At 41.5% G+C, this 26,208-nt stretch carries 20 protein-coding genes and 2 tRNA genes; 10 read left to right on the forward strand and 12 right to left on the reverse strand.

What is annotated here, in order from left to right; translation table 11 throughout:
• Positions 1 to 14 precede the first annotated feature (14 nt).
• Positions 15 to 1,112, reverse strand: coding sequence for a FecR family protein (locus QJ048_RS03150; RefSeq protein WP_282332876.1), 1,098 nt, complete (start codon positions 1,110 to 1,112; stop codon positions 15 to 17).
• A 93-nt stretch (positions 1,113 to 1,205) separates the two neighbouring features.
• Positions 1,206 to 1,799, reverse strand: a complete 594-nt coding sequence (locus QJ048_RS03155; RefSeq protein WP_282332877.1) for an RNA polymerase sigma-70 factor — start codon at positions 1,797 to 1,799, stop codon at positions 1,206 to 1,208.
• Positions 1,800 to 2,077: 278 nt separating this feature from the next.
• Between QJ048_RS03155 and QJ048_RS03160 the strand changes: the two genes are divergently transcribed.
• From QJ048_RS03160 to QJ048_RS03190, 7 genes are all read left to right on the forward strand, one after another.
• Positions 2,078 to 2,151: transfer RNA gene (locus QJ048_RS03160), tRNA-Ile, on the forward strand.
• Positions 2,152 to 2,276: 125 nt separating this feature from the next.
• A complete protein-coding gene (locus QJ048_RS03165) occupies positions 2,277 to 3,029 on the forward strand; it encodes an outer membrane beta-barrel protein (RefSeq protein ID WP_282332878.1) in 753 nt (250 codons plus the stop codon).
• Between the two features lie 126 nt (positions 3,030 to 3,155).
• A complete protein-coding gene (gene hflX, locus QJ048_RS03170) occupies positions 3,156 to 4,346 on the forward strand; it encodes a GTPase HflX (RefSeq protein WP_282332879.1) in 1,191 nt (396 codons plus the stop codon).
• A gap of 209 nt (positions 4,347 to 4,555) precedes the next feature.
• The gene (locus QJ048_RS03175; RefSeq protein ID WP_282332880.1) at positions 4,556 to 4,906 is read left to right on the forward strand and encodes a Rieske (2Fe-2S) protein; all 351 of its coding nucleotides are present in this window, start codon (positions 4,556 to 4,558) and stop codon (positions 4,904 to 4,906) included.
• Positions 4,907 to 4,984: 78 nt separating this feature from the next.
• Positions 4,985 to 5,058 (forward strand) — tRNA-Asn (locus QJ048_RS03180).
• Between the two features lie 169 nt (positions 5,059 to 5,227).
• The gene (locus QJ048_RS03185) at positions 5,228 to 5,569 is read left to right on the forward strand and encodes a HopJ type III effector protein (RefSeq protein ID WP_282332881.1); all 342 of its coding nucleotides are present in this window, start codon (positions 5,228 to 5,230) and stop codon (positions 5,567 to 5,569) included.
• Between the two features lie 155 nt (positions 5,570 to 5,724).
• The gene (locus tag QJ048_RS03190) at positions 5,725 to 6,735 is read left to right on the forward strand and encodes a hypothetical protein (RefSeq protein ID WP_282332882.1); all 1,011 of its coding nucleotides are present in this window, start codon (positions 5,725 to 5,727) and stop codon (positions 6,733 to 6,735) included.
• A gap of 174 nt (positions 6,736 to 6,909) precedes the next feature.
• Here the strand turns inward: QJ048_RS03190 and QJ048_RS03195 are convergent, their stop codons facing one another.
• From QJ048_RS03195 to QJ048_RS03215, 5 genes are all read right to left on the reverse strand, one after another.
• Positions 6,910 to 8,721 carry a hypothetical protein gene (locus QJ048_RS03195; RefSeq protein ID WP_282332883.1) on the reverse strand — a complete coding sequence of 604 codons (1,812 nt, stop codon included), beginning with the start codon at positions 8,719 to 8,721 and terminating at the stop codon, positions 6,910 to 6,912.
• Positions 8,722 to 9,070: 349 nt separating this feature from the next.
• Positions 9,071 to 10,093, reverse strand: coding sequence for a PorP/SprF family type IX secretion system membrane protein (locus QJ048_RS03200; protein WP_282332884.1), 1,023 nt, complete (start codon positions 10,091 to 10,093; stop codon positions 9,071 to 9,073).
• 36 nt (positions 10,094 to 10,129) lie between these two features.
• Complete coding sequence (locus QJ048_RS03205) at positions 10,130 to 10,267, reverse strand: hypothetical protein (protein WP_282332885.1); 138 nt, start codon at positions 10,265 to 10,267, stop codon at positions 10,130 to 10,132.
• Positions 10,268 to 10,342: 75 nt separating this feature from the next.
• Positions 10,343 to 13,138 carry a PKD domain-containing protein gene (locus QJ048_RS03210; RefSeq protein WP_282332886.1) on the reverse strand — a complete coding sequence of 932 codons (2,796 nt, stop codon included), beginning with the start codon at positions 13,136 to 13,138 and terminating at the stop codon, positions 10,343 to 10,345.
• A gap of 268 nt (positions 13,139 to 13,406) precedes the next feature.
• Entirely contained in the window at positions 13,407 to 17,606 is a 4,200-nt protein-coding gene (locus tag QJ048_RS03215; protein WP_282332887.1) for a PKD domain-containing protein, read from the reverse strand.
• 576 nt (positions 17,607 to 18,182) lie between these two features.
• Here QJ048_RS03215 and QJ048_RS03220 point away from each other — a divergent pair.
• Together QJ048_RS03220 and QJ048_RS03225 are read left to right on the forward strand one after the other, a co-directional pair.
• Entirely contained in the window at positions 18,183 to 18,449 is a 267-nt protein-coding gene (locus QJ048_RS03220; protein WP_282332888.1) for a hypothetical protein, read from the forward strand.
• Positions 18,450 to 18,662: 213 nt separating this feature from the next.
• Positions 18,663 to 20,015 carry a threonine/serine exporter family protein gene (locus QJ048_RS03225; protein WP_282332889.1) on the forward strand — a complete coding sequence of 451 codons (1,353 nt, stop codon included), beginning with the start codon at positions 18,663 to 18,665 and terminating at the stop codon, positions 20,013 to 20,015.
• A gap of 45 nt (positions 20,016 to 20,060) precedes the next feature.
• Here QJ048_RS03225 and QJ048_RS03230 read toward each other — a convergent pair whose 3' ends face one another.
• Together QJ048_RS03230 and QJ048_RS03235 are read right to left on the reverse strand one after the other, a co-directional pair.
• Entirely contained in the window at positions 20,061 to 20,468 is a 408-nt protein-coding gene (locus tag QJ048_RS03230; RefSeq protein WP_282332890.1) for an acyl-CoA thioesterase, read from the reverse strand.
• Positions 20,469 to 20,482: 14 nt separating this feature from the next.
• The gene (locus QJ048_RS03235) at positions 20,483 to 20,905 is read right to left on the reverse strand and encodes a response regulator (RefSeq protein ID WP_282332891.1); all 423 of its coding nucleotides are present in this window, start codon (positions 20,903 to 20,905) and stop codon (positions 20,483 to 20,485) included.
• A 291-nt stretch (positions 20,906 to 21,196) separates the two neighbouring features.
• On the opposite strand from QJ048_RS03235, the gene QJ048_RS03240 reads away from it, so the two are divergent.
• Entirely contained in the window at positions 21,197 to 22,258 is a 1,062-nt protein-coding gene (locus QJ048_RS03240; RefSeq protein WP_282332892.1) for a hybrid sensor histidine kinase/response regulator, read from the forward strand.
• Between the two features lie 702 nt (positions 22,259 to 22,960).
• On the opposite strand, the gene QJ048_RS03245 is transcribed toward QJ048_RS03240, so the two are convergent.
• The 3 genes from QJ048_RS03245 to QJ048_RS03255 form a co-directional block, all read right to left on the reverse strand.
• Positions 22,961 to 23,455 carry a hypothetical protein gene (locus tag QJ048_RS03245; RefSeq protein WP_282332893.1) on the reverse strand — a complete coding sequence of 165 codons (495 nt, stop codon included), beginning with the start codon at positions 23,453 to 23,455 and terminating at the stop codon, positions 22,961 to 22,963.
• Positions 23,456 to 23,563: 108 nt separating this feature from the next.
• Positions 23,564 to 24,043, reverse strand: a complete 480-nt coding sequence (locus QJ048_RS03250) for a hypothetical protein (protein WP_282332894.1) — start codon at positions 24,041 to 24,043, stop codon at positions 23,564 to 23,566.
• A gap of 7 nt (positions 24,044 to 24,050) precedes the next feature.
• Positions 24,051 to 25,634 (reverse strand): hypothetical protein, encoded by a 1,584-nt coding sequence (locus QJ048_RS03255; protein ID WP_282332895.1) that lies wholly within the window; start codon positions 25,632 to 25,634, stop codon positions 24,051 to 24,053.
• Positions 25,635 to 26,208 lie beyond the last annotated feature (574 nt).

Here is a 26,208-nt window from a genome sequence, read left to right on the forward strand (position 1 = left end):
ATAGCATGTTTAATTTATGGCGTTATAACAATCGAGCTGTTATCATTTATGGTATAATGAAATACAGTAGTGATCTTCATGGCATCCAAAGCCTGGGTAATAGTTTCATGCGTAAACGTACCGGAGAAACGCATTTTTTTTAAGGGTTCATTCTTAAGCTCTATCGAAATCCCATACCACCTTTGCATTTGCCTTACTATCTCCTCAAAATCTGTGTCGCTGAATACCAGTTTGTTGTCAACCCATGAAGTTTCCACAATGGTACTGTCATCATCCAAACGTGTGACATTTTCTACGGCTACAAGGGGAGTTGCTTTATTAGAGTTATTGTGTTTGTGGAGAGTGTCCTGATTATTTACAATTAATTTTTCATTAGGTTGTAAAATAATTTTTTCAGACGGTCTGTTGCGAATTGAAATTTCAACCTTCCCTTTTATGAGGCTGGTTTCTGTTGTTTGTTCTCCCGGATAGGATTTCACATTAAAAGATGTGCCAAGCACCCTGATATCTATTCTTTCTGTATGAATAATAAAGGGTTTGTCGGCACTTTTCACTACATCAAAGAAAGCTTCGCCGGAAAGATCTACCTCTCTTAGCTCAACATCATACTCTTTATTATAAGTGAGTTTGCTACCGGCATTTAACCACACAGTGGTACCTTCCGGTAAAACCAGCTTTGACTTTGATCCTATTTTGGTAGACACCTCGCTAAGGTTAGACGCTGCTAATGAACCAAGATTTTTATCTGAATTGTGTTTGCGTGGCTTGAATATCAACCCAACAGCAATGATCACTGTAGCTGCGACAGAAATTGGAAGCCATAGTTTTCTTGTGAAAATGCGTTTCGGAGATTCAGCTTCTTCAGGCTCTTCTCCCGTAAAGTTGTCCAATTCAATACCCGCTGCATTCATTTTCTGCAAATGATATTCAAATGCCAGGTCACTGTTGTAAGCCTCTTTCGGTTGCAGGTTCCATAAGTCCTGCATGTTTTGCATGGCATATTGCCACTCGGGATTGTTGCGCATGAGCAACTCCAATTCATTCAACTCATCCGATGTTGCTTCATCGGATAACTTCTTCGCTATAAGTTCCCAAAATCTTTCTTGTGACATGAATGGTGGTGCCTTTTGTACTAGGACAGAAGGTTCGATGTTTTACCCCTAAAAGATCTCAAAGTTTTTTTGCTTAACGCGAAACACCCACGCTTACTTTCCCAAGTAAGATGATACTGAAGCATTAATATCAAAATGAATACTTTGTGCCACTCTGCGAAGTGCGATGGACATTTGCGCCTCAACTGTCTTTAAGGAGATACCCAGCAGCTCAGCCACTTCTTTGTAACGAAGTCCATCTTCTTTTACCAGTTTAAAAATCTGGCGGCATTTGGGTGGTAAGTGAAGGATGGCCATTTGCACCCGGCGCATCATTTCTGCAGTGATCATTAATTGTTCCGGATCAAAATAAATGCTTTTCATTTCCACCAAAATTTCATCGGAAAAGAAAACGTTTTCTTTTGATTTTTGAGAGAGATAATTGAGTGACTGATTTTTGACGCTTATATATAAGTATAGAACGATGTTGTCAATATTTAACAATGAGGTTCTTTTGTTCCAAATCTTAATAAAAACATCTGAAGTGATTTCTTCGGCAATTTCGTGTGACTTAATAACTGAGTAGGCAAACTGACGGAGACGGCTTTGAAACATGCAGAAAAACTGCTTGTATGCCTGCTGATCGTTATGAACGGCAATTCTTTCTACCAACTCTCGTATGTGCAGCCTGTCGTTGTTCATAAGCATTACAAAACTATGAAGTTTATATGTAATTAATAATTAACAATTAATAATTAATAGAGAACCCCTCTAAACCTTTGATCTATCTGCAATACTAGCGTGTTTGACTTTAGGTTGGCTAAAATAAAGATGTGCTCTCCAATGGCTGCAACCCTATTAATTTTTAATTATTAATTACCAACTGCGTGGTAGCCTTCCCGTGGAGATTTCTAAAAAAGCAAACTATTTCTTGGATGGGTTTGTTTTTTTTATATTTTTGCCGCTCATTTAGAGCGCCGCTCTGAGGGCCTATAGCTCAGTCGGTTAGAGCACCTGACTCATAATCAGGTGGTCCCTGGTTCGAGCCCAGGTGGGCCCACAAAGGTTTCAGAATTAAAAAACTGGAACCTTTTTTAGTTATAGACCGTTTTTTAAACTTTTTAACAATCAGCGTTTACGCTTTCATTCGCAAAAAAAAATACATTTGCCTACTTTAATACTAATATGAAAAAATTTGTACTGGCAGCTTTGGCTTTTACCCTTGTAAACATTGCAACTGCGCAAACCGGAACACCATCGACGACGACGAGCAAGACTCCTACAAAAAAAGACTGGAGCAAAGTGAACCTTGGCAATCGTGCTAATGATCACTTTATGATACAATTCGGTTATGACGGATGGGCCGCCGCTCCGGATAGTATCAACACAAAAGGTTTTAGCCGCCATTTCAATATGTACTTCATGTATGACATGCCTTTTAAAACAGATCCTCGCTTTAGCATTGGCGCAGGGTTGGGTGTAGGAAGCAGCAATATCTTTTTTAACAAACAGGAAGTTGCCATTACAGCGCTTACTTCTCAATTGCCTTTCCCTGATAAATCTCAGACGGACCATTTCAAAAAATTCAAACTTTCTACCAACTATATTGAGGTGCCTTTGGAACTGCGTTTTGTAAGCAATCCGGAGAACACAAACAAAAGCTTCAAAGCAGCTGCGGGTATCAAAGTTGGCTTCCTTGTAAATGCACACACGAAGGGTAAGACCCTGCAAAACTCTGACGGACAAACGATTAATAACTATACTGAGAAAGAAGCTTCCAAAAGATATTTCAATACTACCAAAATCGCTGCGACTGCAAGACTTGGCTATGGTTTCCTTGGTATTCACTTCGACTACCAGATCACCAGCACGGTTAAAGATGGTATGGGACCTGCGATCAACCCTTACTCAATTGGTTTAGTAGTAAGCGGTTTGTAGGCTTCGGCAAGCTCATCCGAACAGACTAAGCGATATTGGATTTAAAACATAATTTGAAAAGCGAACGGTGCAAATACGCCGTTCGCTTTTTATTTTTCTATTTTTGCCCATTAATTTTTTATAAGAGTGATTGATAAGAAAAACATTGTTCAGCAGGAAGAAAGAGCTGTTCTGGTTGGATTGGTTTACAAAGAACAAACAGAATTCCAGGTGCAGGAATACCTGGACGAACTGGCTTTTCTGGCTGAAACGGCCGGAGCCATTGCAGTTAAGCGATTTACACAAAAGCTGGCACATCCCGATAGCCGCACTTTTGTAGGCAAGGGAAAACTGGAAGAAATAAAGGACTATATCACGAGCAGAGGCGTTACGCTTGCCATTTTCGACGATGAGCTTACCGGTTCGCAGATCACAAATATTGAAAAAGAACTGAAGGTTAAGACGATTGACCGCTCAGATCTTATTCTCGACATTTTTGCGCGCCGTGCGAAAACAGCACAGGCGAAAACGCAGGTGGAACTGGCGCAATATCAATATTTGTTGCCTCGCCTTAAAGGTATGTGGAGTCACCTTGAGCGGCAAGGTGGTGGTATTGGTACACGTGGTCCCGGTGAAACGGAAATTGAAACGGACCGTCGTATCGTTAAAGACAAAATCACCTTGCTGAAAAAGCGTCTGTCAGAAATTGACAAACAGTCTTTCACGCAAAGAAAAGAGCGTGGGGAATTTATACGCGTGGCACTGGTGGGTTATACCAACGTAGGTAAATCTACCATTATGAATCTTTTAAGCAAGAGTGAAGTTTTCGCAGAAAACAAATTGTTTGCAACACTTGACACAACGACGCGGAAAGTAGTTTTTGAAACAACTCCTTTTTTGTTGAGTGATACGGTAGGGTTCATTCGCAAGTTGCCACACCACCTCGTTGAGAGTTTTAAAAGTACGTTGGATGAGGTACGCGAAGCAGATATTTTAATGCATGTGGTAGACATTTCGCATCCACAATATGAAGATCAATTGGCTGTTGTAAATAAAACATTGCAGGAACTGAAAGCTTACGACAAACCGGTGATTACCGTTTTCAACAAAATGGACCAGTACGAAAAAAACACGTTTGACGAATGGCTGGAAGATGATGTTAAGGAGCAACTTTTAGTGGAACTAAAAGAGCGCTGGGAAAATGATACACAAGGCAATTGTGTATTTGTGTCTGCTATTGAAAGAAAAAATATTGATGGCTTGCGCAACACGATCCTTACAAAAGTGAAGGAGCTGTATCGAATAAGATACCCGTATAAGACGGAATATTTGTATTGATCTCTAAACCACAGAGTGAAGGAGTTTTTTTCACAGAGGAAAGGAGGAGCTGTATTGTGGCCCTATCATTCATTTGATGCGGCAACACCGTCAAAGTTTCTTTTTTTATTCTTTCAATAGAGAAAAAATCATTTCCAACGGGAAGTCCTCCTTTCCTCTGTGAAAAAAACCTCTGCTATCTCCGTGGTTAAATCTCTAGCAAAAAAAACATGGCAAATTACAAGTGGCACAAAATAGCTGACACTGTTGAAGAAATACATTTTGGTGAAAATAATATTGCTGTTACTGAAGCCGATGGCAAAACAATTTGCGTTGCAAAATATAAAGATGAATTATTTGCCTTTGCATACAAGTGTCCGCATGCTAGCGGCATAATGGCGGATGGTTTTATAGATGCTTTGGGAAATGTTGTTTGTCCATTGCATCGCTACAAGTTTTGCATAACAAACGGACGTAATGTGAGCGGCGAGGGTTATTATTTAAAGCATTGGCCAGTACGCATTGAAGATGAAAAAGTGTACGTGGGCTTTGAAGAAAAGAGCTTTTTGAAGTGGCTGTAAAAAACTTTTAAAAAAATCTTGTCGAATTATTTGTTGGAAAGCAGAAATCCCTATTTTTGCAACCCCAACACGGGAAATTCCTCCTTAGCTCAGTTGGTTAGAGCATCTGACTGTTAATCAGAGGGTCGTTGGTTCAAGTCCAACAGGGGGAGCAGAAAAGCCTACAGAATGTATATTTTGTAGGCTTTTTTCATGGGCAAGATTTTAAAAGTCAAAATTAAAAAGTCAAAAAATTGAGCGCATGAACAACCTTTTGACTTTTAAATTTTGACTTTTTGTTTACTCGATTTACAAATTAATCTAACCACATAACATCATAGCATGCAAGAGCAATTAACCACCCTGATTAAAAACTTAAAAGACAATAAAGTTTCATTCAAAGAAGTGCTTGAGTTTATAGAAACTAATTATCAGCACACACCGACTGCTTTCAAAAATGGAGATGTGCAAAATGAAGCAACGCAAAATCAAGGCAGTGCCAAAGTGTTTGCATTTGCTCAACTACATGAGCTTAGCAAAGAAGATACGCTTTACCTATTTGCAGAACACTATCAATCTGTTTTAAATAATTTGAACGGCACTGATCATCAAAACATAAGGCAGTTTATGCTGAATGGTTGGGATGGAGTGAAGCTTGATGGAGTTTGTTTGGTAGCCAAGTAATGCGGAAGGGTACTACAAATGAGCTAGCCACCTATCTTTCTTTTCAGCGGAATTCATTATTTTACCAACTCATTTGTGTCAAATGAACAATGGCAAAAGGTCATCATGTATCCAGTCTAAACCATTATCATCTTATTCCTAAAAAACACAAAAGTATGTCTTATCACTTAGGTCCGAAAACCACATTGCGAACCTTATTCTTCGCTTTGGCGCTGTTTTTATTCGGTTGTCAAAAGGAAGTGAGCGAGGAACATCTTGACCAGGGCGGCACTGGCAATTCCACCGCTGTGTTCAGTCTTGTTCCTACCAGCAATAACTGCTCCGACGCTGTTGTATCGGGCACATTTGTAGCCGGCACCGCTTTGACGGCCACATCAATGATCACCGTTACAGTAAATGTTACAACCATAGGCGGCTGGCAATTTTCTACCAACACCGTTAATGGTTACTCTTTCAGAGGAACAGGAACCTTTACCCAAACCGGCAATCAAAGCATTCAGTTACTTGCAACAGGCACTCCGGCGGCGGCAGGCAACAATAACTTTAATCTCAACACTGGTTCTTCTATATGCACGGTTGCCGTTACCGTTAACGCAGCGGGTTCTGGCGGCGGTGGCAATGTAGGCAACGCAACGCTTTATTATAAAGCAACAATAGATGGTGTTGCTTATTCAGAAAAGGTTACAGATACTAACAGCTTCATTGCAGGGTCAGGTTTGTCCGGCTCTGATGATGTGATATTTGGTGGCGGAATCGCATTTGATGACGGTAACGGCGTTCCTAAACCGCCCACTGCAACTTCTCTTGATGTTGATATTGGGGTGCTTCATAATTATTATAATTGTACAGACGCTTACTTCAGGGCATTCTTCACTATTGGAGATCATGCATATGCGAAGCCTAATCCGATGACTGATGCAGACAAAGAAGGTGTGGTCGTGGTTTGGGGCGATGCATCTGGCGGTTACTGGAGCAGCCAGGCAGGCACGGGTAGTCAAACAGGAAGCACTTTCAAAATCATTAGTGTGGAAGATGCGAGAGATATTACCGGCACACTGTATCTGAAAATAAAAATGCAGTTTAGCTGCAAGATCTACAACGTAAACACCGGAGCGGCTAAGACTTTAACCAACGGAGAAATGGTGGCCTACTTCGGAAAGATATAATAGGTTCAAATGTTTTCTCCAACAAAAAGGAGCTGCATCAACTAATGCAGCTCCTTTTTTAATAGGTGAAAACTCACCATTTTCCGAATATATAATTGTTTGTCTCTTCTCCGATTTTTCTATTCTGAAAACAACAACTCAGTTATAACAATAAATAAGATTGTATACAAGATTTTATACAACAGCAGCTTCAGGTGCTACGATATCAATCGCTGCTAGTGCATGCTTATAATTTTCAAGTTGAGTCAATACGCTTTTTTTGATCCCTGAAAAATAGGTAGAGCCCGAAAACAGATTTTCATAATAGGCAATTCCTGCTTCGACGTTGACTTTATAGGCCTTCCATTTTTTGATCTGTAATTCAGTAACGCTCTTTAATGACGATGCCATTTCTTTTTGCAAATTATCAATGTACATTTTGAGCTCTTTCAAAAACATGTGCGGTCTATCTGTATCAGGCAAAACATTCTCATTGCCGTAAATATGTTTTGTCATGGAACTCAAAGAAACTTCTTTATCGAAATAGGCAAGATTGGGACCGGGACAAATAACTACGCCTTGTTGCTGACCTTTTACCGGAACATCATTTTCCATATATGCTGAATTAGCAAGGCCCACGCAAAGACAGGATTTATCTGTAATGGCAGTTTTTCTCTCTTCATATTCCTTCGCAGAAATATCTCCGCTCAAAACATTCAACTCTGCTAATTTTATGTCCTGGTATTTTTTTGATGCGGTGCAAATACCTTGGCTATCGTATTCTTTGCTGAGTGCTAAATGTTTTTTGGGACACGAGCTGCCTGCGATCTGCGCATCTATACGGACTTGTTTCCAATACTCATTGCTTATGCCTCTTACAGTGTTGAACGGCACACCAAGCGGAGAAATATTACTGAGGTAAAAATCTTCTTCTTTTGCTTTTGCCATTAATTTCCTAGTTGATGCATCTACCGTTGTAGCTTCAGGCACCAGCAAAAAAGGTGATCCCCAGCCAACAGAATCCAATTGATAATGATCCAGTAAAAAGCTATGTTCTTCTGCTGTACCTACGCCGCCTTGTGCAGTAATCTTTATGCTCAAAGGCGTTGCTGGAATGGTAATATTTTTATCGTTCCATGCTTTTACAATTAAGTCGTGCATGGTTTGTATCAAGTGGGATTTCTTTTCTTTGAATTCTTCCAACACCGGACCCATTAAAAAGCCATCTGTTGCAAAAGCATGTCCACCGCAGTTAAGCCCCGATTCAATACGAAACTCAGAAACCCAAATTCCTTTTTTTGCTAAAAAGCTACCCTGAACCATTGCCGATCTGTAGTCACTTACTTTGATGATGATCTTCTTTTTTAACTGTCCGTTTGCATCTGGGAAGAAATCTGTGAAATTTTCTATGTAGCTGTACAAGCGAGGATTCATGCCCGCAGAAAGCACCACCGATGAATTGAGTGTGCTGTTGGCAAACCCACGCAATGCGGCATGCGCATCATTGTACATGATGGGCAACTGCTCGTCTTTTTCAAAGTTGTCCTTATCCAGCTTTGTCATGATGTTGACATCAATCTTACCGGGATAAAGATTTTCTTCGATATAATTTTTAATGCTTTCGGCGCCATCATCTATAAAGCGCTGAATATTTTTTTTAAACTCCGAAGCATTGGGCAATGTCGCAATGTATTTTTCCAACTCCACTTTGCTGCTAGTTATCTCAGCTTTGAACGCATTGAACTTGCTCGTCACAATCACATCCATCATGTTGAGATACGCGGTGATTCTGCTTGCCCTGTAATCTTTTATCTTCTTCGTGATCTCATTGTAAGGCAGCGTGAATTTCTGGCTATAGAAAGCACGCATTTTTTCGATCAACTCATCATCCACTATAGACACCACAGATGAAATACCAAGCGCCGCCACTTTGATGGGACTATCAATGGTAAACGCCAAACCCATTACTGGAATGTGAAATGTGTGCATCTGATTTTTATCAGTCATAACTATAAGATTAGAAAGTTCAATATTTGAATGGCAACCATCGAATAGGGCGCGAATTAACGAGTAAGTGCGGAAAAGTTTTATGAGCAAGGTCATAGGAAAGCGAGAGGTGGGGAAAGTGGAGAAGATTTTACACGCCCTTTAACTACTATTCGGGCAGCCACTAACATATTGCGAAAATTTTTAACAACTTCAATTTGGAGCAAGGGCGCAGAAACGCAACGCTCATAGCTACGCTTCTATCTGCGCCAGCTTAGGGATGCAGCTGAAGTTAGCGAATCGCATGTCGTTCTACTGCGGAACATCCCGAACAGCTTCTAATTTGAAATCCTTTTTATCAGATTATCTTCTACCACACATTCTTCGGACAACTATCATCATACTTGTTGCCCAGCAAGAAGCCGATTATAATCTCATGTGAGCCCTTACTTACTGTGTTCAGACCGGATGTGGTATGGTCATATGAATAACCTACGTTGAAAAAGTTAGAGACATTGACACCTACCATTCCCGCATAACCATCACCGTTTCTGTAGCTGGCGCCGATCCATGCTTTGTCAAGGTATTGCAGTTTTGCATTTACATCAAACTGCACGGGGGAAGGTTTTACATATTTCACCATTACGGAAGGGATCAGGTTGAAATTTTCGCCAATGAGAAAACGATAGCCAGCTGTCGCGAAAATGTGCGGCACTGATTTACCTGTTTCTTTTCTAACTACATTATCAGAAAATGTAAGGTCTTGCGGAATGATTTGCTGTGCAGATAAGCCCACAAAATATTCGCCTGAATACAAATATAAACCTGCGCTGAAATCAGGCTTAATGTTATTGATATTGCCCCCGTTTGCCACGGCAGGATCTATTTGCGTATTACCGAAATCAAGCATTGATGTGTTCAATCTTGTATTAACAATACCCGCGGCAAAACCCGCAGCCAGGCTTGTTCTCGGACTGATACCTATATGATAGGCGTAAGTAGCCATTGCAGAAAAACGGTTGATGGGACCTGCTTTATCGTTCACTACCTGCAAGCCAACACCGTGATGCGGTTCGGCGGCGGTATAATCCTGCCAATACGCAGTTCCCCTTGGGTTCTCACCCGGCACTTCAAATGAAGTGGCAGTGGTCCTGTAATCTTTTTTGTTGATCGGTCCTTGTATGGTAAAATAGGTTGTCACCGGTGCGCCGTCGACACCAACCCACTGGCGCCTGTGACTTATTTTCACATCTGTATAATTTTCAATTCCCGTCAGTGCAGGATTGATGATATATTGGTTCAGGATATACTGCGTATACTGAGGTTTTTGCTGGGCAGTTGCGTTCAGCGAGGCCGCTATCCCAATTACACAAAATGTCAAAAGCTTCTTCATCACTACAGTCTTGTTTTTATTTTGAAAGTCTTGTTTTTACCAAGGGTTGCTTGCTTTTATTTCGGCAAGCGGGTCAAGCGCAGGTTTTGATTCATCAAGCACCACAGCGTTATTGACCTCATAATACACCTTTTCCCCGAAAACCGGATAGTTTGTTACAGATATTTTTGCCATAAATGCCGTTTACGGGTTAGTGCTCGTTATTGGGTTGTTTACCGTCATTTTTCCACGTTCTAACAACTAACAACTTCACCTCAATATTGTGACCGACCCCGTTACCGGAGCAAACCCATTGTTTAACGTAATGACATAGTAGTACGTTCCTACCGGAAGCGGACCGCCATTTACTTTTCCATCCCATGGAATGCCATACCCTTCGGATCTGTATACCAATTGTCCGTACCTGTTGTACACCTGTACCGTTGCTTTTTCATAATCTGTGAGGTTGGCTATTTGCCAGTAGTCGTTAATGCCGTCGCCGTTAGGGCTGAATGCATTCGGCACTTTTACCGGCCTCAAAATTTTCACTGTAAGTTCATCTGTGGCTGTGCAACCGCTTTCGCCTGCGGTTGCTGTTAACACAAATGTTTGATCATGTATCGCTGTGTATGTTGGTGTAAGAATAGATGGGTTGTCCAGCAATGATGCCGGGCTCCAGCGAAAGTTGACATCTGTACTGTTGTTTGCCGTTGCTTTAAAGGTTATTTTTTCTCCTGCTGCCACGGCAAATGACGGACCGGCGTCAATCGCCGGCTTCGCATTTACCAATACATTTTTCTGTGCCGGATCAGAAACGCAGCCTGCAGCATCTGTTACTGTAAGGCTAACGTTGTAGGCACCCGGCGCTGCAAATAGCTTTACAGGGTTTTGTTCTGTAGAAACGCTTCCATCTGCAAAATTCCAGTGCCAGCTTTTTAGGGTGCGGCTGTTGCCAACGCTTTGATCCGTGAAAATATTTTCTGTTCCCTCGCACACTATTGCCGGGTTAACTGAGAAAGCAGCTGTGGGCTTGCTGTCGAAATTGTTGAAAGTTTTTACAGTGTCTGCAGCGCATCCAACAGAATCAATGGCCAGTAATTCTGCCGAGTGATTACCTGTCGTGAAAATGTGGTCAACAGTTTTTCCCGAAGCAGTTGTGTTGTCGGAAAAAGTCCACTCCCACCTTTTAATATTTTCTTTTGTAGAAAAAACATCCTCCCCTGTGAAACGGATGTTTTCTGATGCGGTGCAGTTGTTGAACACTACATTGAAATTGGTTGAATAACCGGGCTTTACTAATACCTGATACGTTATTATTTCTGTTTGATCACAGGTGGGCACATTGGCTCCCGAAGCATACAACGGAACATCGAATGTGCCCGGTCTGGCAAATGTGTAGTAACCGGGCAGCGTGTACTTAAAATATTGGACGCCATTTACAGTAGTTGTTGCTACAGGCTCCGGCGCATTGATCACTAAATCATTTGCCGGAGAAATAACTCCTGACAATTGGCTGAAGCGCCAACTTAACTGATCGGGTTTGTATCGCATTAATACAGATAATTCAACGGGTGTCTTCACGCAAGTATATGCGTTCGGCTCGTCGGTTGAGCTGTATTTGTTTTTGAAAGAAGATAGTCCACTCTTGTTGCCGAACATTGTTCCCGCGTTGTAACCATATGATTCAGAACCGCCTAGCCCATAAGTAATACCAGTAAATGCAGAATCACTCTCTACTATGCATTGCGCCTGCGCTGCGTTCCATCTTTTTATCACAACACTATAGCCCGGGTAATTCGGATGGTCATACAAATCATCATAGCCGCCGTTTGCGCCATCTATTTTTAATGTAGGCAAACCACCGTTTGGTATAATGAGGGAAAGGTAATTGACATTAATATTTTGCTTGTTGTTTCTGAGAAAATTGATGTGGGCAATTGACTGTTCGAGCGGGCTTATATAGATCATTTCCGGGTCGCCGTCTCCGGTGTAACCGCAGGCATTTATCGAAGGAAGATATTGCGCCAGCATTACCGGCTGATCTGCCTGGATATAATCTGCGGTATTACTTTGATATTCGTAGTAGTTGCCATTAATGCCAAATAGACGTTGTCCATTTTTTGTTACAACCGTAGCGGGATCTTTTACTATTATTCTAAACACATTGAGGTTGTGCTGTTTTGGAGCATTGTCCACGCAGCTTGGCGCCGTAAGATATTGTTTGCCCCATGCATTATAGGGAAACAATTGCTGCATCAAATTATCACCTGTTCCATTAAATCCTGTGCAGGCAATTTGCGTTTGACTGCTTCCCGAAAAAACGCCAATTGGATGACATGGCTCTACACCGCTGCTAATAGAAGTTACACTTGTGCCGGTAAGATCAAGGCTCGCTTCATTATCTTTTGCGGCGCCGAGAATTTGATAGACCTGTCCTTTTTGCAGATCTACTTCAAAAGGCACGTTTGCCACATGGCCGTTGCGTGTTGCTACAGAAGGCACAATGTGAATACGAGTATTGTTTTCTTTTGCTATCACATACATCCACGAAAAGCAGTCTTTGCTCGCACCATAAGTAGCGGAAAAAAATTGCCGGGTGTTCAGCGACATATAGGAGTTGCCCCATGCTTCCACAGGTATCAACATAGATGCACCTGAATTGTCTTTTGAAAAGATGTGTGCATAAGCGACTATCGGGGTGGTGCTTTCAATGTGAATCCCTTTCGTAAACAATCCTTCGGAGCCGCTGCCACCAAAGCCCGGAGGCGCTGTGTACAATCTTGCATCAATAGGAGAAGAAGGCGTTGAGAAAACGCCTTTCGGAATCAGATCGCTTGCCACAATACTTTTTACGGGAACGGTATACGTTTTCGTGTACGCTGTACCGTTAATAGAAACGGTAACAATGGCATCTTGTTCCGCACTGAAATAGAGAATCATTTCCTGCGAATTGTCTTTGCCTGGTTCCATAAGCTGGTTGTGCCCGTAACCTACCCAAAACTCCTTTCCTTTGTTGGAAAGAGTTTGAGTAAAAGCCCACCCATTATGTAACAGCACAAAAGCCATTATTACTATTTTTACTCTAATATGCATGTGCCGGACAAGCCGGAATTAAGAATTAAGAATTAGGAATTAAGAATGCCTTTGTTCAGCATTGCAAACAATTCACTTAATTCCTGTTTGTCGAAAAACAACTTCTTTCCTAATTGAAAATTGAAAGTTGAAAATGAGCAACAGTTATTAGTTTATAGTTGTTGGTCGTTAGGCTTCAACTTCGAATAATTGTTATTAAGGTCTGATAACCATCAACTAATTTTCAACTTTCAATTTTCAACTATCTTATAATCGTCACCGAACCCGTCATTGCCGGTTCGCCTTGCTTTACATTGATCACATAGTAGTAAGTTCCCACCGGCAGCGAGGCTCCGTTCATTCTTCCATCCCATGGTACTGTGTAGCCATGAGAAGAATATACTTTCTGTCCGTACCTGTTAAACACATTCACTGTGCAATCCACGTAATCGGCGAGGTTCTTAATGTTCCATGTGTCGTTGATGCCATCACCATTTGGAGAAAATACATTCGGCACTTTTACGGGCCTCAGGATTTTCACCAGCATTTCATCTGTTGCTGTACACACGCCATCTTTATCTGTTGCCGTCAACACAAATATTTGATCTTGTATCACGTAGTATGATGGGTTCAGAATGTTGGGATTGTTCAGCAAAGAAGCAGGTGCCCAACTATAGCTTAACTGGCTCGCGTTTTGAGCTGTCGCCTTTAATATGACAGATGTATTTTCTTCTGCCGCAAGATCCGGACCTGCATTGATCACAGGTTTAATGCGCACTGTCACGTTATCATCAGCTGTGCCGCCAGTTGCACTACAACCGTTTTTATCTGTTACCGTTAATGACACGGCGTAGGTGCCAAACTTGTTGTACAGCTTGCCTGGGTTTTGCACGGACGAGTTAGTTCCATCACCAAAGCTCCAGTTCCACCCCGCGATAGCTGCACCTGCAGAAGTGCTCTTATCGCTGAATTGCACAGTTACTCCTTCACAAGGGCCTTTGTCGGAAATATCAAACGCTACAACCGGCTTTGGCTTGAAAACGTTGGTCGTTAATTGCTGGCTCGCATTTGCAAAACAACCGAATGCAGAAGTTGTCTTCAGTGTTACGGTGTATGCTTGTTGCGCCGCATACACGTGCGTTGGGCTTTGGGCAACAGAGTTACCGCCATCACCAAACTGCCAGTCATACGTCAATGTGCCCGGCTCTGTGTTGGTGCTTTTGTTAGTGAACACAGCATCACCACCCGGCATACAGATGGCCGTTGGCAAATCAAACGCTGCGGTTGGCAGTACATGCACGTTAACCGGTTTTGTAGACACAGGGCTTACACAACCATCTTTGCTCGTAACTTTTAAAGTAACGGAATATGATTTTGCGGTCGCAAATGTTTTATCAAAAGGATTACCGTTTGTATAAGTTACATCAGGGTTGCCATCACCAAAGTTCCATGTCCATGATTGGATGGCAGCAGCTGGGTCTGCAGCTGTATTGATAGTTGACTGATCAGTAAAAGTGGATTTATCTCCAAAGCAAACATCGGCCAATGTTGTAAATGCAGCCTGTGGCACCGGTCTTACGAAGATAGCATTCGTGGCAGAATCTGTACAGCCATTGTCAGAACCATAGATGTACCAGACGTCATGCTTACCTGCAGTTGTTGAAGATGGCGTAAAGTTGCCAGATGCATCTGTTGCATCTCCTTTATAATAACCCTTACCTGTTACTCCATTGGTAACAGTTGCGAATGCAACAGACACTGTTCCTTTCGTATTCAGGCAAACAGCCGGCGGCACAATCGGGTCGAACCTGATAATTGGCTTTGGCTGGAAGCTGGCGTCCCATGAAGTATCGCTCACACAACCTTTTGCAGAAGTTGCGCTGAATAACAATTTATACACTGCAGGGTTCGCATATATATGTGATGCGTTTGCCGTGGTTGCGGTATTTGGGTTGGCAGGCGTTGAAGCCGCATCGCCAAAATTCCACAGGTATGCGGAGATTGCCTGGTTATCACTTGTAGTTACATTGCCCGTAAAATTGATGAGGCCGTCATCAGGTCTGCAGCCTTTTGGATACGCAACGTTTAGTTTTGGTTTACCATAAATAGTGATCACTTTGGTGGCTGTATCGCTCATGCAGTTATCGGTGATCTTAGCCACGTGCTTGATGGTTACCGTGCCGGCATTTTTGTAAGCGTGTGATGTTGCGTTGCCATTTGTTGTTAATGTAGAATCAACGCCATCACCGTAGCTCCAGTAATATGATTGAGCGGTAACAGCCGTATTCTCGCTGATGCTTAACTGTGTTTGCTCGCAACTAACAGCGGATACTGTAAAATCAGGAACTGCGGGCTTGCCCCCAATTACAAATGTTTTGGTGGTGTCTGCAGCACATCCCACATTATCTATAGCCAATAGTTCTGCGCTGTTTTTTCCGGCATTGAATGTGAGCGATTGTGTTTTTCCTGTACCTGTTAATGGCGTCGTGCCGTTCAGGAAGTTCCATTGCCATGTCTGTATGGTGGTGCCGTCAGTAAATTTATCTTTGGCTGTAAAGTTCACCAGTTTGCTATTGGCGCACTTGTCGTCAAACACAATGTCGAAATCCGTTTGCAACGCACCTTTCACCGTCACTTCATAAAAAATCGGCTCTGTGTTATCGCAGGCTTCTACACCCGGCGCCGAGGCAAATACAGGAAGATCGTAAGTGCCTGGTTTTGTAAATTTATATATACCAGGCAATTTATACCTGTAGTAAGGAACGCCCCAAACCATTACCACGCCTGAATCCTGCGGCGACAAAATAACTGTATCTTTTGCAGGCGTCATTACACCAGACATCGAACTCAGGTTCCAAAGTATTTTACTTGGTTTGTAACGGATCAAAACCGACAGTTCTACAGGTGTATTGGCACAGGTAACTGAACTTGTAGAATCCGGCATTTTGCCATACTGGTTCTTTACAAAAGGCAAACCGCTGAGGTTATTGATATACGTTCCAACATTATAAGCGTAGCTTTGGTAACTGGCAAGTCCGTAGGTAATCGCGTTAAACGCCGAATCACTCTGCACAGTACATTGGCGCGGCGGCCTGGGATCATCATTTGACTTTGTATCCCAGCATCTCACAACCACCGAATAACCCGGAAGATTTGGGTTGGGATAAATATTGGTATTTGAAGGCGGAGGCGCTGCACCATCAATCAACAAGGAAGAAAGACCGGCTGTAGGAATATTGAGCGTGAGGAAGTTTGTATCAATTTTATCTTTTTCACTGCGTAAAAAATTTGCCTTTTTAATGCCTTGCTCTATAGGGCTCAAAAATATTATTTCGGGATCGCCTTTTCCCACATACCCACATGCATCCTGCGAAGGGAATATTTGCAAAACTTGCACCGGTCCATCCGCTTCTATATAATCGGAAGTGTTGCTAACATATTCATAATAGTTGCTTTTTAATCCCGTCATGGGAACACCGTTTCTCTTAACAATAATAGAAGGGTCCTTCACGGTAACTCTGAAAATATTGAGATTGTGCACACGAAAATTTGAAGTTCTGCTCGAAGGCGTAGTAATATATCGTCTGCCCCATGACTCCACTGGAAACATTTGCTGCATCATGGCGTCTTCGGCGAGTGTGGTTGTGTTGCATAGATTAACATATGCACCGCTGCTGCCGACGAACGTAGCAATCGGGTAGCAGACGCCATTACTGTTAGCAATCGAATTAACCGTTGTTCCATTAAAATCATTGGAGATATTCGGGTCGTCTACGCCAGCCAATATCTGGTAGATCTGTCCCTTGTTCAGGGTAACATCTATCGGCACATTTGCCGGAAGGCCGGTCCTGGTATTATGTGAAGGTGTGATCCTGACTTTTGTGTTATCATAATTGGCGACGACAAAAATCCACCCGTAGCGCTCGTAGGCGCTAAAGTTATTTACCTTTTGATCTGCGCTGGTTATTTTGTAGGAGTACCCCCAGGAATTAACGGGTATCAACATTGTCGCTGTCGCTGCTGCTTCATTAGGCGCGAAGGCATAGGCAACGATGGGCACATCACTTACAATATGAATACCTTTTTTAGTAAAAAGCCCTTCTGAGCTGGTCCCGCCCCATAGGACGGGTCTTGTGTACAACATCGCGTCATAAGGCTGGCCCGGAACATCCCTTGCGCCAATAGGCATCTCCTCTGTTGTAAGAACAGAATTAGCCGGCACATTGTATGTCTTCGAGTAGGCGGTACCATCAATACTAACCGTAACATTTGCTGGTTGATTGTCTGTGCTGATAATGATTGTAAAACGGGGCGTGTCAGATGGAAACCAGGATGAGCGCTCCATGCTACCCGTATGACCCATGCCAGTCCAGAACTCGGTTCCTTTGTTAGTTATATTCTGGGCACTGGATATAGCTTGTAAGCCAAGTACAAAAAGCACTATGTAAATAATACGTTTCATTGTCAATTCTCTCGAGTGTTAGTTTTTGCTCAATTGGCTCAGGGCTTAGGGGTTGTTTGTGTCTACCCGTTATTTGACTGTAACAAGTTGACCAGTTTGGTTGTTTTAAGAGCCTTCTTTTTTGAGCCGGGTCTCCTGCAGCAAAAGACTGTTAAAATAAGCATTTGCTTTACAGAAAACCATAGTGAATAATTATTACGATGCTACGTTTAGTTTTTGGTTTTGCCGAGCCCATCTGTGCTTAAATAACGCTTGCTTTTTCTGTTCTTTACTTTGCTTTAAACCTTCGATTTTCTCTGCCTTGTAAAGATATTCGAGTGAAATTCTTGTACGTTAGGCTAAAATGCTTAAATATTTAATTGAGTAGAAACACCTAGATTCTGTATCCAATTTTTTATAAGATTAAAAGCGGCAGGATTTACTCTAAAACCTTACCTATTTACTCGCAATATTAAAGGTTGGTTAAGGGTATCTATAAACAGTGTTAAATAGCGTTGTTTTCCCCAGCAAATTGGCATGGAGGGCATGCTTATTGAAAACATGTTCATGAATATTTAATCAAATAAAAAAATAGCCATGAAAAAGAACAGACAAAAAACATTTCAATTTGATATAGCAACAGTAAACGAAAACCCTGTACACGTAGTTGTGACTCCTTACATAGCGGTAGACAAGCAAAGATTTCGCGTAAGCTATAATGGAGGTCCGGTTCACATATTTGGTGTAGATGACGTCTCTCATGAAGTGATGTATATGGATGGAGCCGCCTCATCGATTGCTCCGGAAATTAAAAGTGCTATTGAAGAAGAACTACAGGAATATGTTTTACAATTAGCCGCCTAGTTATATATCCATTTTTAAAAATGCCGGTGGGTTTTGATCCAACGGCATTATTTTTCCTGATAGTCAGTAAACATTTTCGTCAGCCTAATGATATCCCCGATCAAATAAAGGTAAATTGATCAAATTCAAATAAACTGTTATTTGTCATTGTTAAACCCACAACTATTGCCAACTTTGTAAAAATACTTTAACGCGAAAAATGCAGTTACATCCATGCCGATACATGAGTTAATTGAGAAACAAAAACGCGAACAATCTTTAGCCAGAAAGCTGGACCTGTTGTTACGAACAGGACAAATGCTTCTACAAAGTGGTGCAGACAGCAACCGCATTGACCGAAATCTGCGAAGGGTGGTATTATTTCTGGGGATAGATGAAGACAAATTTCATCTTCATATTACCTACACTACACTCATGTTAAATATAAATGAAGGGGAAAAATCAATCACCAAGTTCCGCAAATGCTTCGGGCACGGTGTTAATATGACCACGGTCTCTGCTGTGTCAAGGTTAACATGGCATGCAATGGAAAATCAATATTCACTTGACCAGTTTGAAAAAGAACTTGATCGCATTGCCAATATCGGGCACCACTATGCGGAATGGCTGATCATTTTGTCTGTCGGGTTAGCATGCGGAGGATTTGGTTTGTTGTTTGGAAGCGACTGGCCAGCGGTTTTTATTTCGACTATAGCGGCATCAGCTGCTCTTTTTGTACGGCGGCGGTTGCATAAAAGAGTTAGCAACGTTTATGTTGTTATTGCCGCAAGTGCGTTTGTAGCAACGCTCATCAGTTGCATCGCCGCAACCTTTCACTTCAGCCAAACGCCGGAACGGCCTGTGTTCGCATCGGTGCTTTTTCTTATTCCTGGCGTTCCCTTGATCAATTCGCTGGATGACATGATAGATGGTTTTACTATTGTAGGTTTTACCCGTGGCCTGGTTGCACTGCTATCTATTGTTGCCCTTGCATTTGGAATGACGGCAGCCTTTAAACTCTTGAATACGCCAGCCTATAAAGCTGCCTTTATTGCGCCCAATATATGGCTCAGCGCTTTGGGAGGCGCTGTTGCTGCGGCGGGGTTTGCCATACTTTTTAATGTTCCCGTACGCACACTGGCATTATGCATGGCAGGCGGCGCAATAGCGGCGATCACCAAGAACCTGTTAATGGCTGCCGAGGTTAGTTTGCCCCTGACCACATTCTGCGCCTCAGCGGCTGCTGGCATTTGGACGATCTATTGGGTACACAAAGTGCACACTCCGGGATATGTCATTTCTATTCCTTCTGTAATACCATTGGTTCCGGGAGTACTCGCCTATAAAGCGATGATGGGTCTTTTTGCCTTTACAGCCTTCGCTCAAAACACTGCCGACACCAGCAAGATTGAACCATTTATTCAATTATTCGAACCGGGCATAAAAGCTATATTAAGCGTTTTAGGAATTTCTTTGGGCGTTGCAATACCCAATATTATTGATAGAGTTTATTCTTCGAAAAAGAAACGGAGAATTGAAGAGGCTTTCAGGGAGAAATTGAAATCCATGAATGATCAACCTGATTAAATGATTTTCTTACCTGATGTAAATGCCGGCTGCAAACAATCGGCATTATTTTTTAAATAATACTGCAAGCATTTTCTCATCTATTCTTTTGGGCCGCATGTTCTGTGCACTTAAAAGGCACCACGTCGTTTTTGCTTTTGCAAATATTTTTCCCGTGGCCGAACAAATGTCAACGTATCGCACCGATTTCGCTGCCGCTGATTCACCCACCCAGGTTTTTGCAACCACGGTATCAGTGAGAAGTGCAGGACTCAAATAATCAACTTCATGTCTCACTACCACCCACGCATTTTCTCGCTTTGTTTCTTCATCTGCAAGGTAATTCCAATGCGCCGCCGCGGCTTCCTGCACCCATCTTACATATACGATATTGTTTACGTGTCCAAGCTCATCGATATCACTTGCTTCAATGGTGATCTCATGTTCGTACAATCCGCCAATCGGTTCCTGCATAATCTTCCCTTTTGCTAAAGATAATCAGGAAAATGTTCTTCCAATATTTCCCGCAAAATTTCTGTCGTTAATGGCTTGTTCCTGAACGCTGCCACACTTTCAATTTGCATGGCACGCAATCGATCTTCCGGGTTAAAAGATGTTGTAAGCATCACTACGATCGCTTTACTTTTTTGTTCTTGAGACAATTTCTCATATTCGGCCAGGAATTCCCAGCCATCCATTGCCGGCATGTTTATATCCAGAAAAATCAATTCCGGAGTACATTGGTCGCTGCTATTATTTGTTGCTGTCTTAACGTATTCAAGTGCCAGTTTAGCATTTGGAATAACATGGATTCTCTCCGAACAATTCATTTCTTCCACTACCATTTTATTCGAAAAGCCGGTCGGTTCATCGTCATCAATCAGCATCACACATTTGAGCTTTGTTTTCATCAATTTCTTTTCATTTTAATTGCAATGAGATAATCCTATTCCCAACCCATCATATTCAGAACGGTTATGCAAACGCTGGAAAATAATAATTATTTTTTCCTGTTCCAAAAACCTACGCCAGTCAACGACATAAATAGAGAGCCGACCAAACCCTATACATTAGACGAAATCAACATTTAAATGATGCTGCTCAAGTCTTAAAAAAAATGTTTCATCACTATTGCAAAATTGAAAAATTCTAGATAAAATTGTTTAGAGCTAACCCCGTTTCTGTACCCTAACCGTTTTGTAATGATTGACTTGTTGCAACCTCTTACCATATTGGTGGTTGAAGATTCTCAGACGGATTTTGTGATCCTTTCTGAGTATCTTTCCCTTGCTGCCTTGTCAGTCAGAACAATTGTTCAGGCTAAATCTCTGCACGAATCCGTTTCACTTTTACATAAAAAATCTTTTTCGGCCGACCTCATTTTTCTTGATCTCACTTTACCTGATAGTCAAGGGCTGGAATCTTTCATTCAAATCAATGCGAAGGCTCCCGGAATTCCTATTGTGGTGCTGTCGGAGCTTGCAGACATACAGGTTGCTCTTTCCACGATTGCACATGGAGCCCAGGATTATTTATTGAAAGGAGAGTTTGATGAAAAAGTTTTAACGAAGACGATTCAATACAGTATTGAAAGAAAAAGGATCGTTGATGAGTTTGCTGAAAATCGCCTCCATTCGCAAAAGCTTATTGCCCGGGCCACCATTCAAACACATGAACAGGAAAGAAAAGAGATTGGCGCCGAACTGCACGAAAATATTAACCAGGTGCTGGCTACTGCAAAGCTTTGCATCAACCTTGCGATGAATGAAAATGAAAAACGCAACGATCTTTTAGAAAAAAGTGGCGAATACATTTCACGGGCCATTGCAGAAATAGGCAACCTTTCACAATCGCTCGTGCCCTCCGCATTGTTTGATATTGGTTTGAATGAAGCGCTTGAAGAAATGGTCGAAAAAATACACAAGCGCCACGGCCTGCAAATAAAACTAACAATAAGAAACGTCGCTTTTGACAAACTCGGTAACAGCGAGAAGCTAACTATATACAGAATAGTACAGGAACAGCTTAACAATATCCTGAAACACTCGCGGGCCAATAAAGCAGAGATTGAATTGCGAACAAGCAAAAACAATTTTTATCTTACCATTAAGGATAATGGCATTGGTTTTAACACTGAGAATAAATACCAGGGGCAAGGTTTGGGAAACATTGAAACACGCTTACAAATGCACGAGGGTAAGCTTTACATAACAACTGCACCGCAACAAGGCTATACATTGAACATTGAAATCCCTTTTGCGTAAAAATATTTATCACAGGATGATCTGGATTTGGTTTTTCTTGCTCACACAGTCGTTTTTTGAACGCCACAGTGACTCGGTTCATTGTGGCTATTTTTTATTTGCATCAATTTGATGGTGGCGTTGCGGGAAAGCTACATTTAACAGACCCGGTTACAAAATGTATGGAAGGCAGGAGGAAAGGCACCCCCCGCTGGCATGACAATCGAGAAAAAAATGTTTCATAAAGAATTCCGAATTCATCTCCGTTTTCTTTATCCTGATGTGTGACACTTTCTATTATGAAAGGTTGCACTACACTAAACATTGTTGAACATTCGCCCTGAATAGCTAGAATAGATTTCCATGAAATGTTGCTCGCGTTCTTGTTAATACAGTTTTCTACTGACTGCCGCAATAGTGTATCTATTATATCCCTGTAGTCAACCATCATTAAAGAGTCGCCTTTAACGATATACTCAACGTAATAGATTACAGAATTATTCCGAGTTGTTATTTTGCAATCTTTTACCAGATTGTTAATAAGTTGGCTAGCACTTTTTATTGTCCGGGCCTGGCTATAAACTGTGTAAAAAGTGATTAACAAGCATACGATGATGATAGCAGATTTTTTCATGACCTATTAACTTTCATTTTTGACAGTCGTGTTGTTTTCTTAAGCGACGCTCCCAAAAAGCAATTGAATTTTAGTACAAAACTTATTAACTAAAGCGACTTCGCTGCGAACATATAAATCCACGGTTGCATCATAATAAACGGAGCGCCTTTTCCATCACCTGAATTGAATATTTTTTTAGAAAATAGATTTACGAACTCAGGAAGTATATCGTCAGCTCCTAGCCTGACGCCCTTGTCATCTTCCACCAAAACAAATATGGGATGAACTACTCTCATTATTTTCGAGCAAGATCCATCCGTTTTAAGTATAGACTTCCATGAAATGTTAGAGGTGTTTTCTTCGTAAAATTCCAATATTTTCTCCTTGAACAAGGCATTGGTTATACTGCCCGCATCTATATCAATCAAAGAATCTCCTTGTATCCGATATTCCAAATAATAAATGGATGTGACAGACGGACTAGAGCGAACACAAAAATTAAGTAGTTTTTTGTTAAGCAATTCAGTTGTTGTAATAGTTTGACTGTGCAATGACTGCATTGCGAATAGAACGCATAGCACAGTTATGATTTTTTTATACATAATATGTAAGGTTGATACTCATCGAAACCATGAGGTTTTTTATTAGAAATTTTATAAAACGCCGCTTTGAAAGCGGCGCCTATAATATGAATTGGTCTGAAAAAGCTGTCACTTTTGAATCGTAGGAATATGTACAACCAACGGCTCCATCATTATCACAGTTCCTTTTGCATTAAAAACCTTATCAAAAAACATTTTTTTCACATCAAGAAAACATTGGTCACTACTGTAAGATGTATCGCCGCAACAATCAGTCAAAACAAATACGGGATGGATCACCTTGACTTTTTGCTTGCCAAATGCTTGCGCGTCGACAATAGACTTCCAGGAAATATGAGCCGCATTTGTTTTGTAAAATGCCAGTATATCTACTGTGAACAAACCATGTATCATGTTCGTAGTGTCCACTGCCTCCAGCGAATTACCTCTTATTGTGTACTCCATAAAGTAAGCAGCAGTTGAGCCCGGCCACACCCTACTACACTGGAGTAATTTATCGTTGAGGCTCTTTGCTGTTGTAATATTTTGGCTATATATGGACTGTGTTGCAACCAGTACGGATAACGCAAAGAGAATTTTTTTATTCATAATATTTTTAATGACATGTTATACCCTTCTGTCCGCTAGAATGTTCATAGTTTACTTGCTTGATATAATTCTGATCAGCGATCGGAAGTGCAAGGAATGCGCTTGTCTTTTCTAATCCTCCCCATGCAATTGCCCATGCTTCTCTGTCCGAAAGATAAGGGAATAATTGTTTCATGGCATCTTTCATCCAACCGATCATGTCATAAAACGAATAGGTTTCATGACCACCTGATACGCCTGGATAATCAAGAGTGAAACTAAATGTCCCATCGTTTTGTGTATAGTTACCAAATTCCGAGAAGTCGTGAAACTTCGCGCCCTTTATTTCTGTCAGGTACGCATGTATGACCTCGTGCATAATGGTAGAAGTTACATATTCATAAGATGAATGTGGTAATGTATTAATATTAAGCCCAATCTTAAAGGTAGCGGCATTAAGTGCCCCGCGAAACGTGCCAGTTCTTGCATCTGTTTGTCCGGCGATGGTGCTTTTCAATGTTGAATCTTCAAAAACAACAACGTCGTATTTATCGTCCACACTCCAACGTTCCATTATTCCTCTGAAAACATTTTTACAATCCTGATCATTTACAAATGCCATCGCATTAACCAAACAAAGATTTTTCAATTCTACTTTCATACTATCAGGTGCATAATCAGTATGATTGCCAAAACCAGCACCGCTTCCGGTAGGAATACCGCCTCCGATTTTGCTGCATAAGTCCCCCCAATCTTCTAAGCGCCTATCACAACCTATTGTCCTCGTGCCATACACAAACGTGCAAGTTGAACTTTCATCACATCCTTTCATAGCAACAAAAGGAACTGTTATAGTACCGGCACAAGTGCTACTGATAGGAGATTCGGGCCTGTTTGGTGAAAGCAAATCTAAATACTCATATTGCCCCATTCTATTTTTGCGCCACGCTTCAAGCAGGTTTCCGTTAAGATCATAGTAGTACTCATACGTTACAGGCTCTTGCATAACCGTTCCTGGCACGAGTCCTTCACCTGTCTTTTCATATACTGTTGTACTGATCTTTCTCGCAACCTGGTAATTGTCATCCCCACTGTCTTTTAAAATCAGAGTAACGTCGATTGGCAAGCTGCCTTTATACCCTGTTAATGTAGTTCTGTCTATTTTGTACGGTACGGCCAGCATTGGCTTGCAGCCGTTAGTTTTAAGCGTTGGGGCATCCCATATTATCACTGCATCAATTGGTGCGGGTGGTCTGGCTGTTAAAGGCGCGTCCGGCGTTATCGGAGTGGGCGTAATTGGCGTAGAAGGCGTGCCGGGCCGCTGTATCAAACCTATTGAGTTGGTACTAATTTTCCCTGGTGTTGATGCACTGTTATTAAAGTCTGTAGCCACATTAATATTATCAATTTTAACGCTGCTAACTTTTTCCAATAAGTTATTTTTTTTGAGCCAGTCCTGCGCCTTTTGTACAGCTTGTTCCTCCGGGGTTAATTGTTGCTGTACTGCGTCTACTGTTGAATGATCTTTGTTGCAAGAGATTGCAACAACTATGGAGGCAACGAATAATACAAGCGTTACCAATTGAAATCTTAATGAATGTTTTCCTTTCATTTTAATACGGTTTTTTAGTGTGTAAATTGTAATGCTGGTCAGGTCCGAGTAATAGCATTACTCAGCTAGTCACTTGTTGCTAAATCATTAAAAAATGGAGCGTTACTAACGAAAGGAGAACTGCGCAGTTAATATTTGGTTAGATTGAAGATAAACTTAATGTCACTGTTTCGCTTATACGAAATGACATATTTATTGCAAGAAAGGCCAAGTTGCTCTTTCACATTCTCAATTGCATTTACTTTGACTTTCAATTAAGTTTTTATTGAATTACAACAGCCATGTCTATGGCCATTTTTCATTTTAAGGTCTCTGATTTTCCTTCTTATTTACACACACGATTTTCTTTATCCAGTTTTGCATATAAATAAAAATCCCCGGATTACACCGGGGATCTGCGATTCACACCTCATAGAAATGAAATGGCTCTATTGCTTCGCCTCCCTTAAGGGAAAATGCTTAAAAATATTTCTACCAGGAGTCAAATGTAATTCCGTTGAACCTTTTGCGCTTCTAAGAAAGGATTTATTAATATCATGAAATGACAAAAACAAATAAAGTGTTTCAGAAAAAC

This window comes from Pinibacter soli, from assembly GCF_029961145.1.
In the GTDB taxonomy this organism is placed as follows: Bacteria; Bacteroidota; Bacteroidia; order Chitinophagales; family Chitinophagaceae; genus Pinibacter; species Pinibacter soli.

What these genes read in the sequence shown, in the direction of transcription:
- QJ048_RS03150 (WP_282332876.1), bottom strand. Translation starts at nt 1,112, where the DNA reads ATGTCACAAGAAAGATTTTGGGAACTTATAGCGAAGAAGTTATCCGAT.
- QJ048_RS03155 (WP_282332877.1), bottom strand. Translation starts at nt 1,799, where the DNA reads ATGCTTATGAACAACGACAGGCTGCACATACGAGAGTTGGTAGAAAGA.
- QJ048_RS03165 (WP_282332878.1), top strand. Translation starts at nt 2,277, where the DNA reads ATGAAAAAATTTGTACTGGCAGCTTTGGCTTTTACCCTTGTAAACATT.
- QJ048_RS03175 (WP_282332880.1), top strand. Translation starts at nt 4,556, where the DNA reads ATGGCAAATTACAAGTGGCACAAAATAGCTGACACTGTTGAAGAAATA.
- QJ048_RS03185 (WP_282332881.1), top strand. Translation starts at nt 5,228, where the DNA reads ATGCAAGAGCAATTAACCACCCTGATTAAAAACTTAAAAGACAATAAA.
- QJ048_RS03190 (WP_282332882.1), top strand. Translation starts at nt 5,725, where the DNA reads ATGTCTTATCACTTAGGTCCGAAAACCACATTGCGAACCTTATTCTTC.
- QJ048_RS03195 (WP_282332883.1), bottom strand. Translation starts at nt 8,721, where the DNA reads ATGACTGATAAAAATCAGATGCACACATTTCACATTCCAGTAATGGGT.
- QJ048_RS03200 (WP_282332884.1), bottom strand. Translation starts at nt 10,093, where the DNA reads ATGAAGAAGCTTTTGACATTTTGTGTAATTGGGATAGCGGCCTCGCTG.
- QJ048_RS03205 (WP_282332885.1), bottom strand. Translation starts at nt 10,267, where the DNA reads ATGGCAAAAATATCTGTAACAAACTATCCGGTTTTCGGGGAAAAGGTG.
- QJ048_RS03210 (WP_282332886.1), bottom strand. Translation starts at nt 13,138, where the DNA reads ATGGCTTTTGTGCTGTTACATAATGGGTGGGCTTTTACTCAAACTCTT.
- QJ048_RS03215 (WP_282332887.1), bottom strand. Translation starts at nt 17,606, where the DNA reads ATGAAACGTATTATTTACATAGTGCTTTTTGTACTTGGCTTACAAGCT.
- QJ048_RS03220 (WP_282332888.1), top strand. Translation starts at nt 18,183, where the DNA reads ATGAAAAAGAACAGACAAAAAACATTTCAATTTGATATAGCAACAGTA.
- QJ048_RS03225 (WP_282332889.1), top strand. Translation starts at nt 18,663, where the DNA reads ATGCCGATACATGAGTTAATTGAGAAACAAAAACGCGAACAATCTTTA.
- QJ048_RS03230 (WP_282332890.1), bottom strand. Translation starts at nt 20,468, where the DNA reads ATGCAGGAACCGATTGGCGGATTGTACGAACATGAGATCACCATTGAA.
- QJ048_RS03235 (WP_282332891.1), bottom strand. Translation starts at nt 20,905, where the DNA reads ATGAAAACAAAGCTCAAATGTGTGATGCTGATTGATGACGATGAACCG.
- QJ048_RS03240 (WP_282332892.1), top strand. Translation starts at nt 21,197, where the DNA reads ATGATTGACTTGTTGCAACCTCTTACCATATTGGTGGTTGAAGATTCT.
- QJ048_RS03245 (WP_282332893.1), bottom strand. Translation starts at nt 23,455, where the DNA reads ATGTATAAAAAAATCATAACTGTGCTATGCGTTCTATTCGCAATGCAG.
- QJ048_RS03250 (WP_282332894.1), bottom strand. Translation starts at nt 24,043, where the DNA reads ATGAATAAAAAAATTCTCTTTGCGTTATCCGTACTGGTTGCAACACAG.
- QJ048_RS03255 (WP_282332895.1), bottom strand. Translation starts at nt 25,634, where the DNA reads ATGAAAGGAAAACATTCATTAAGATTTCAATTGGTAACGCTTGTATTA.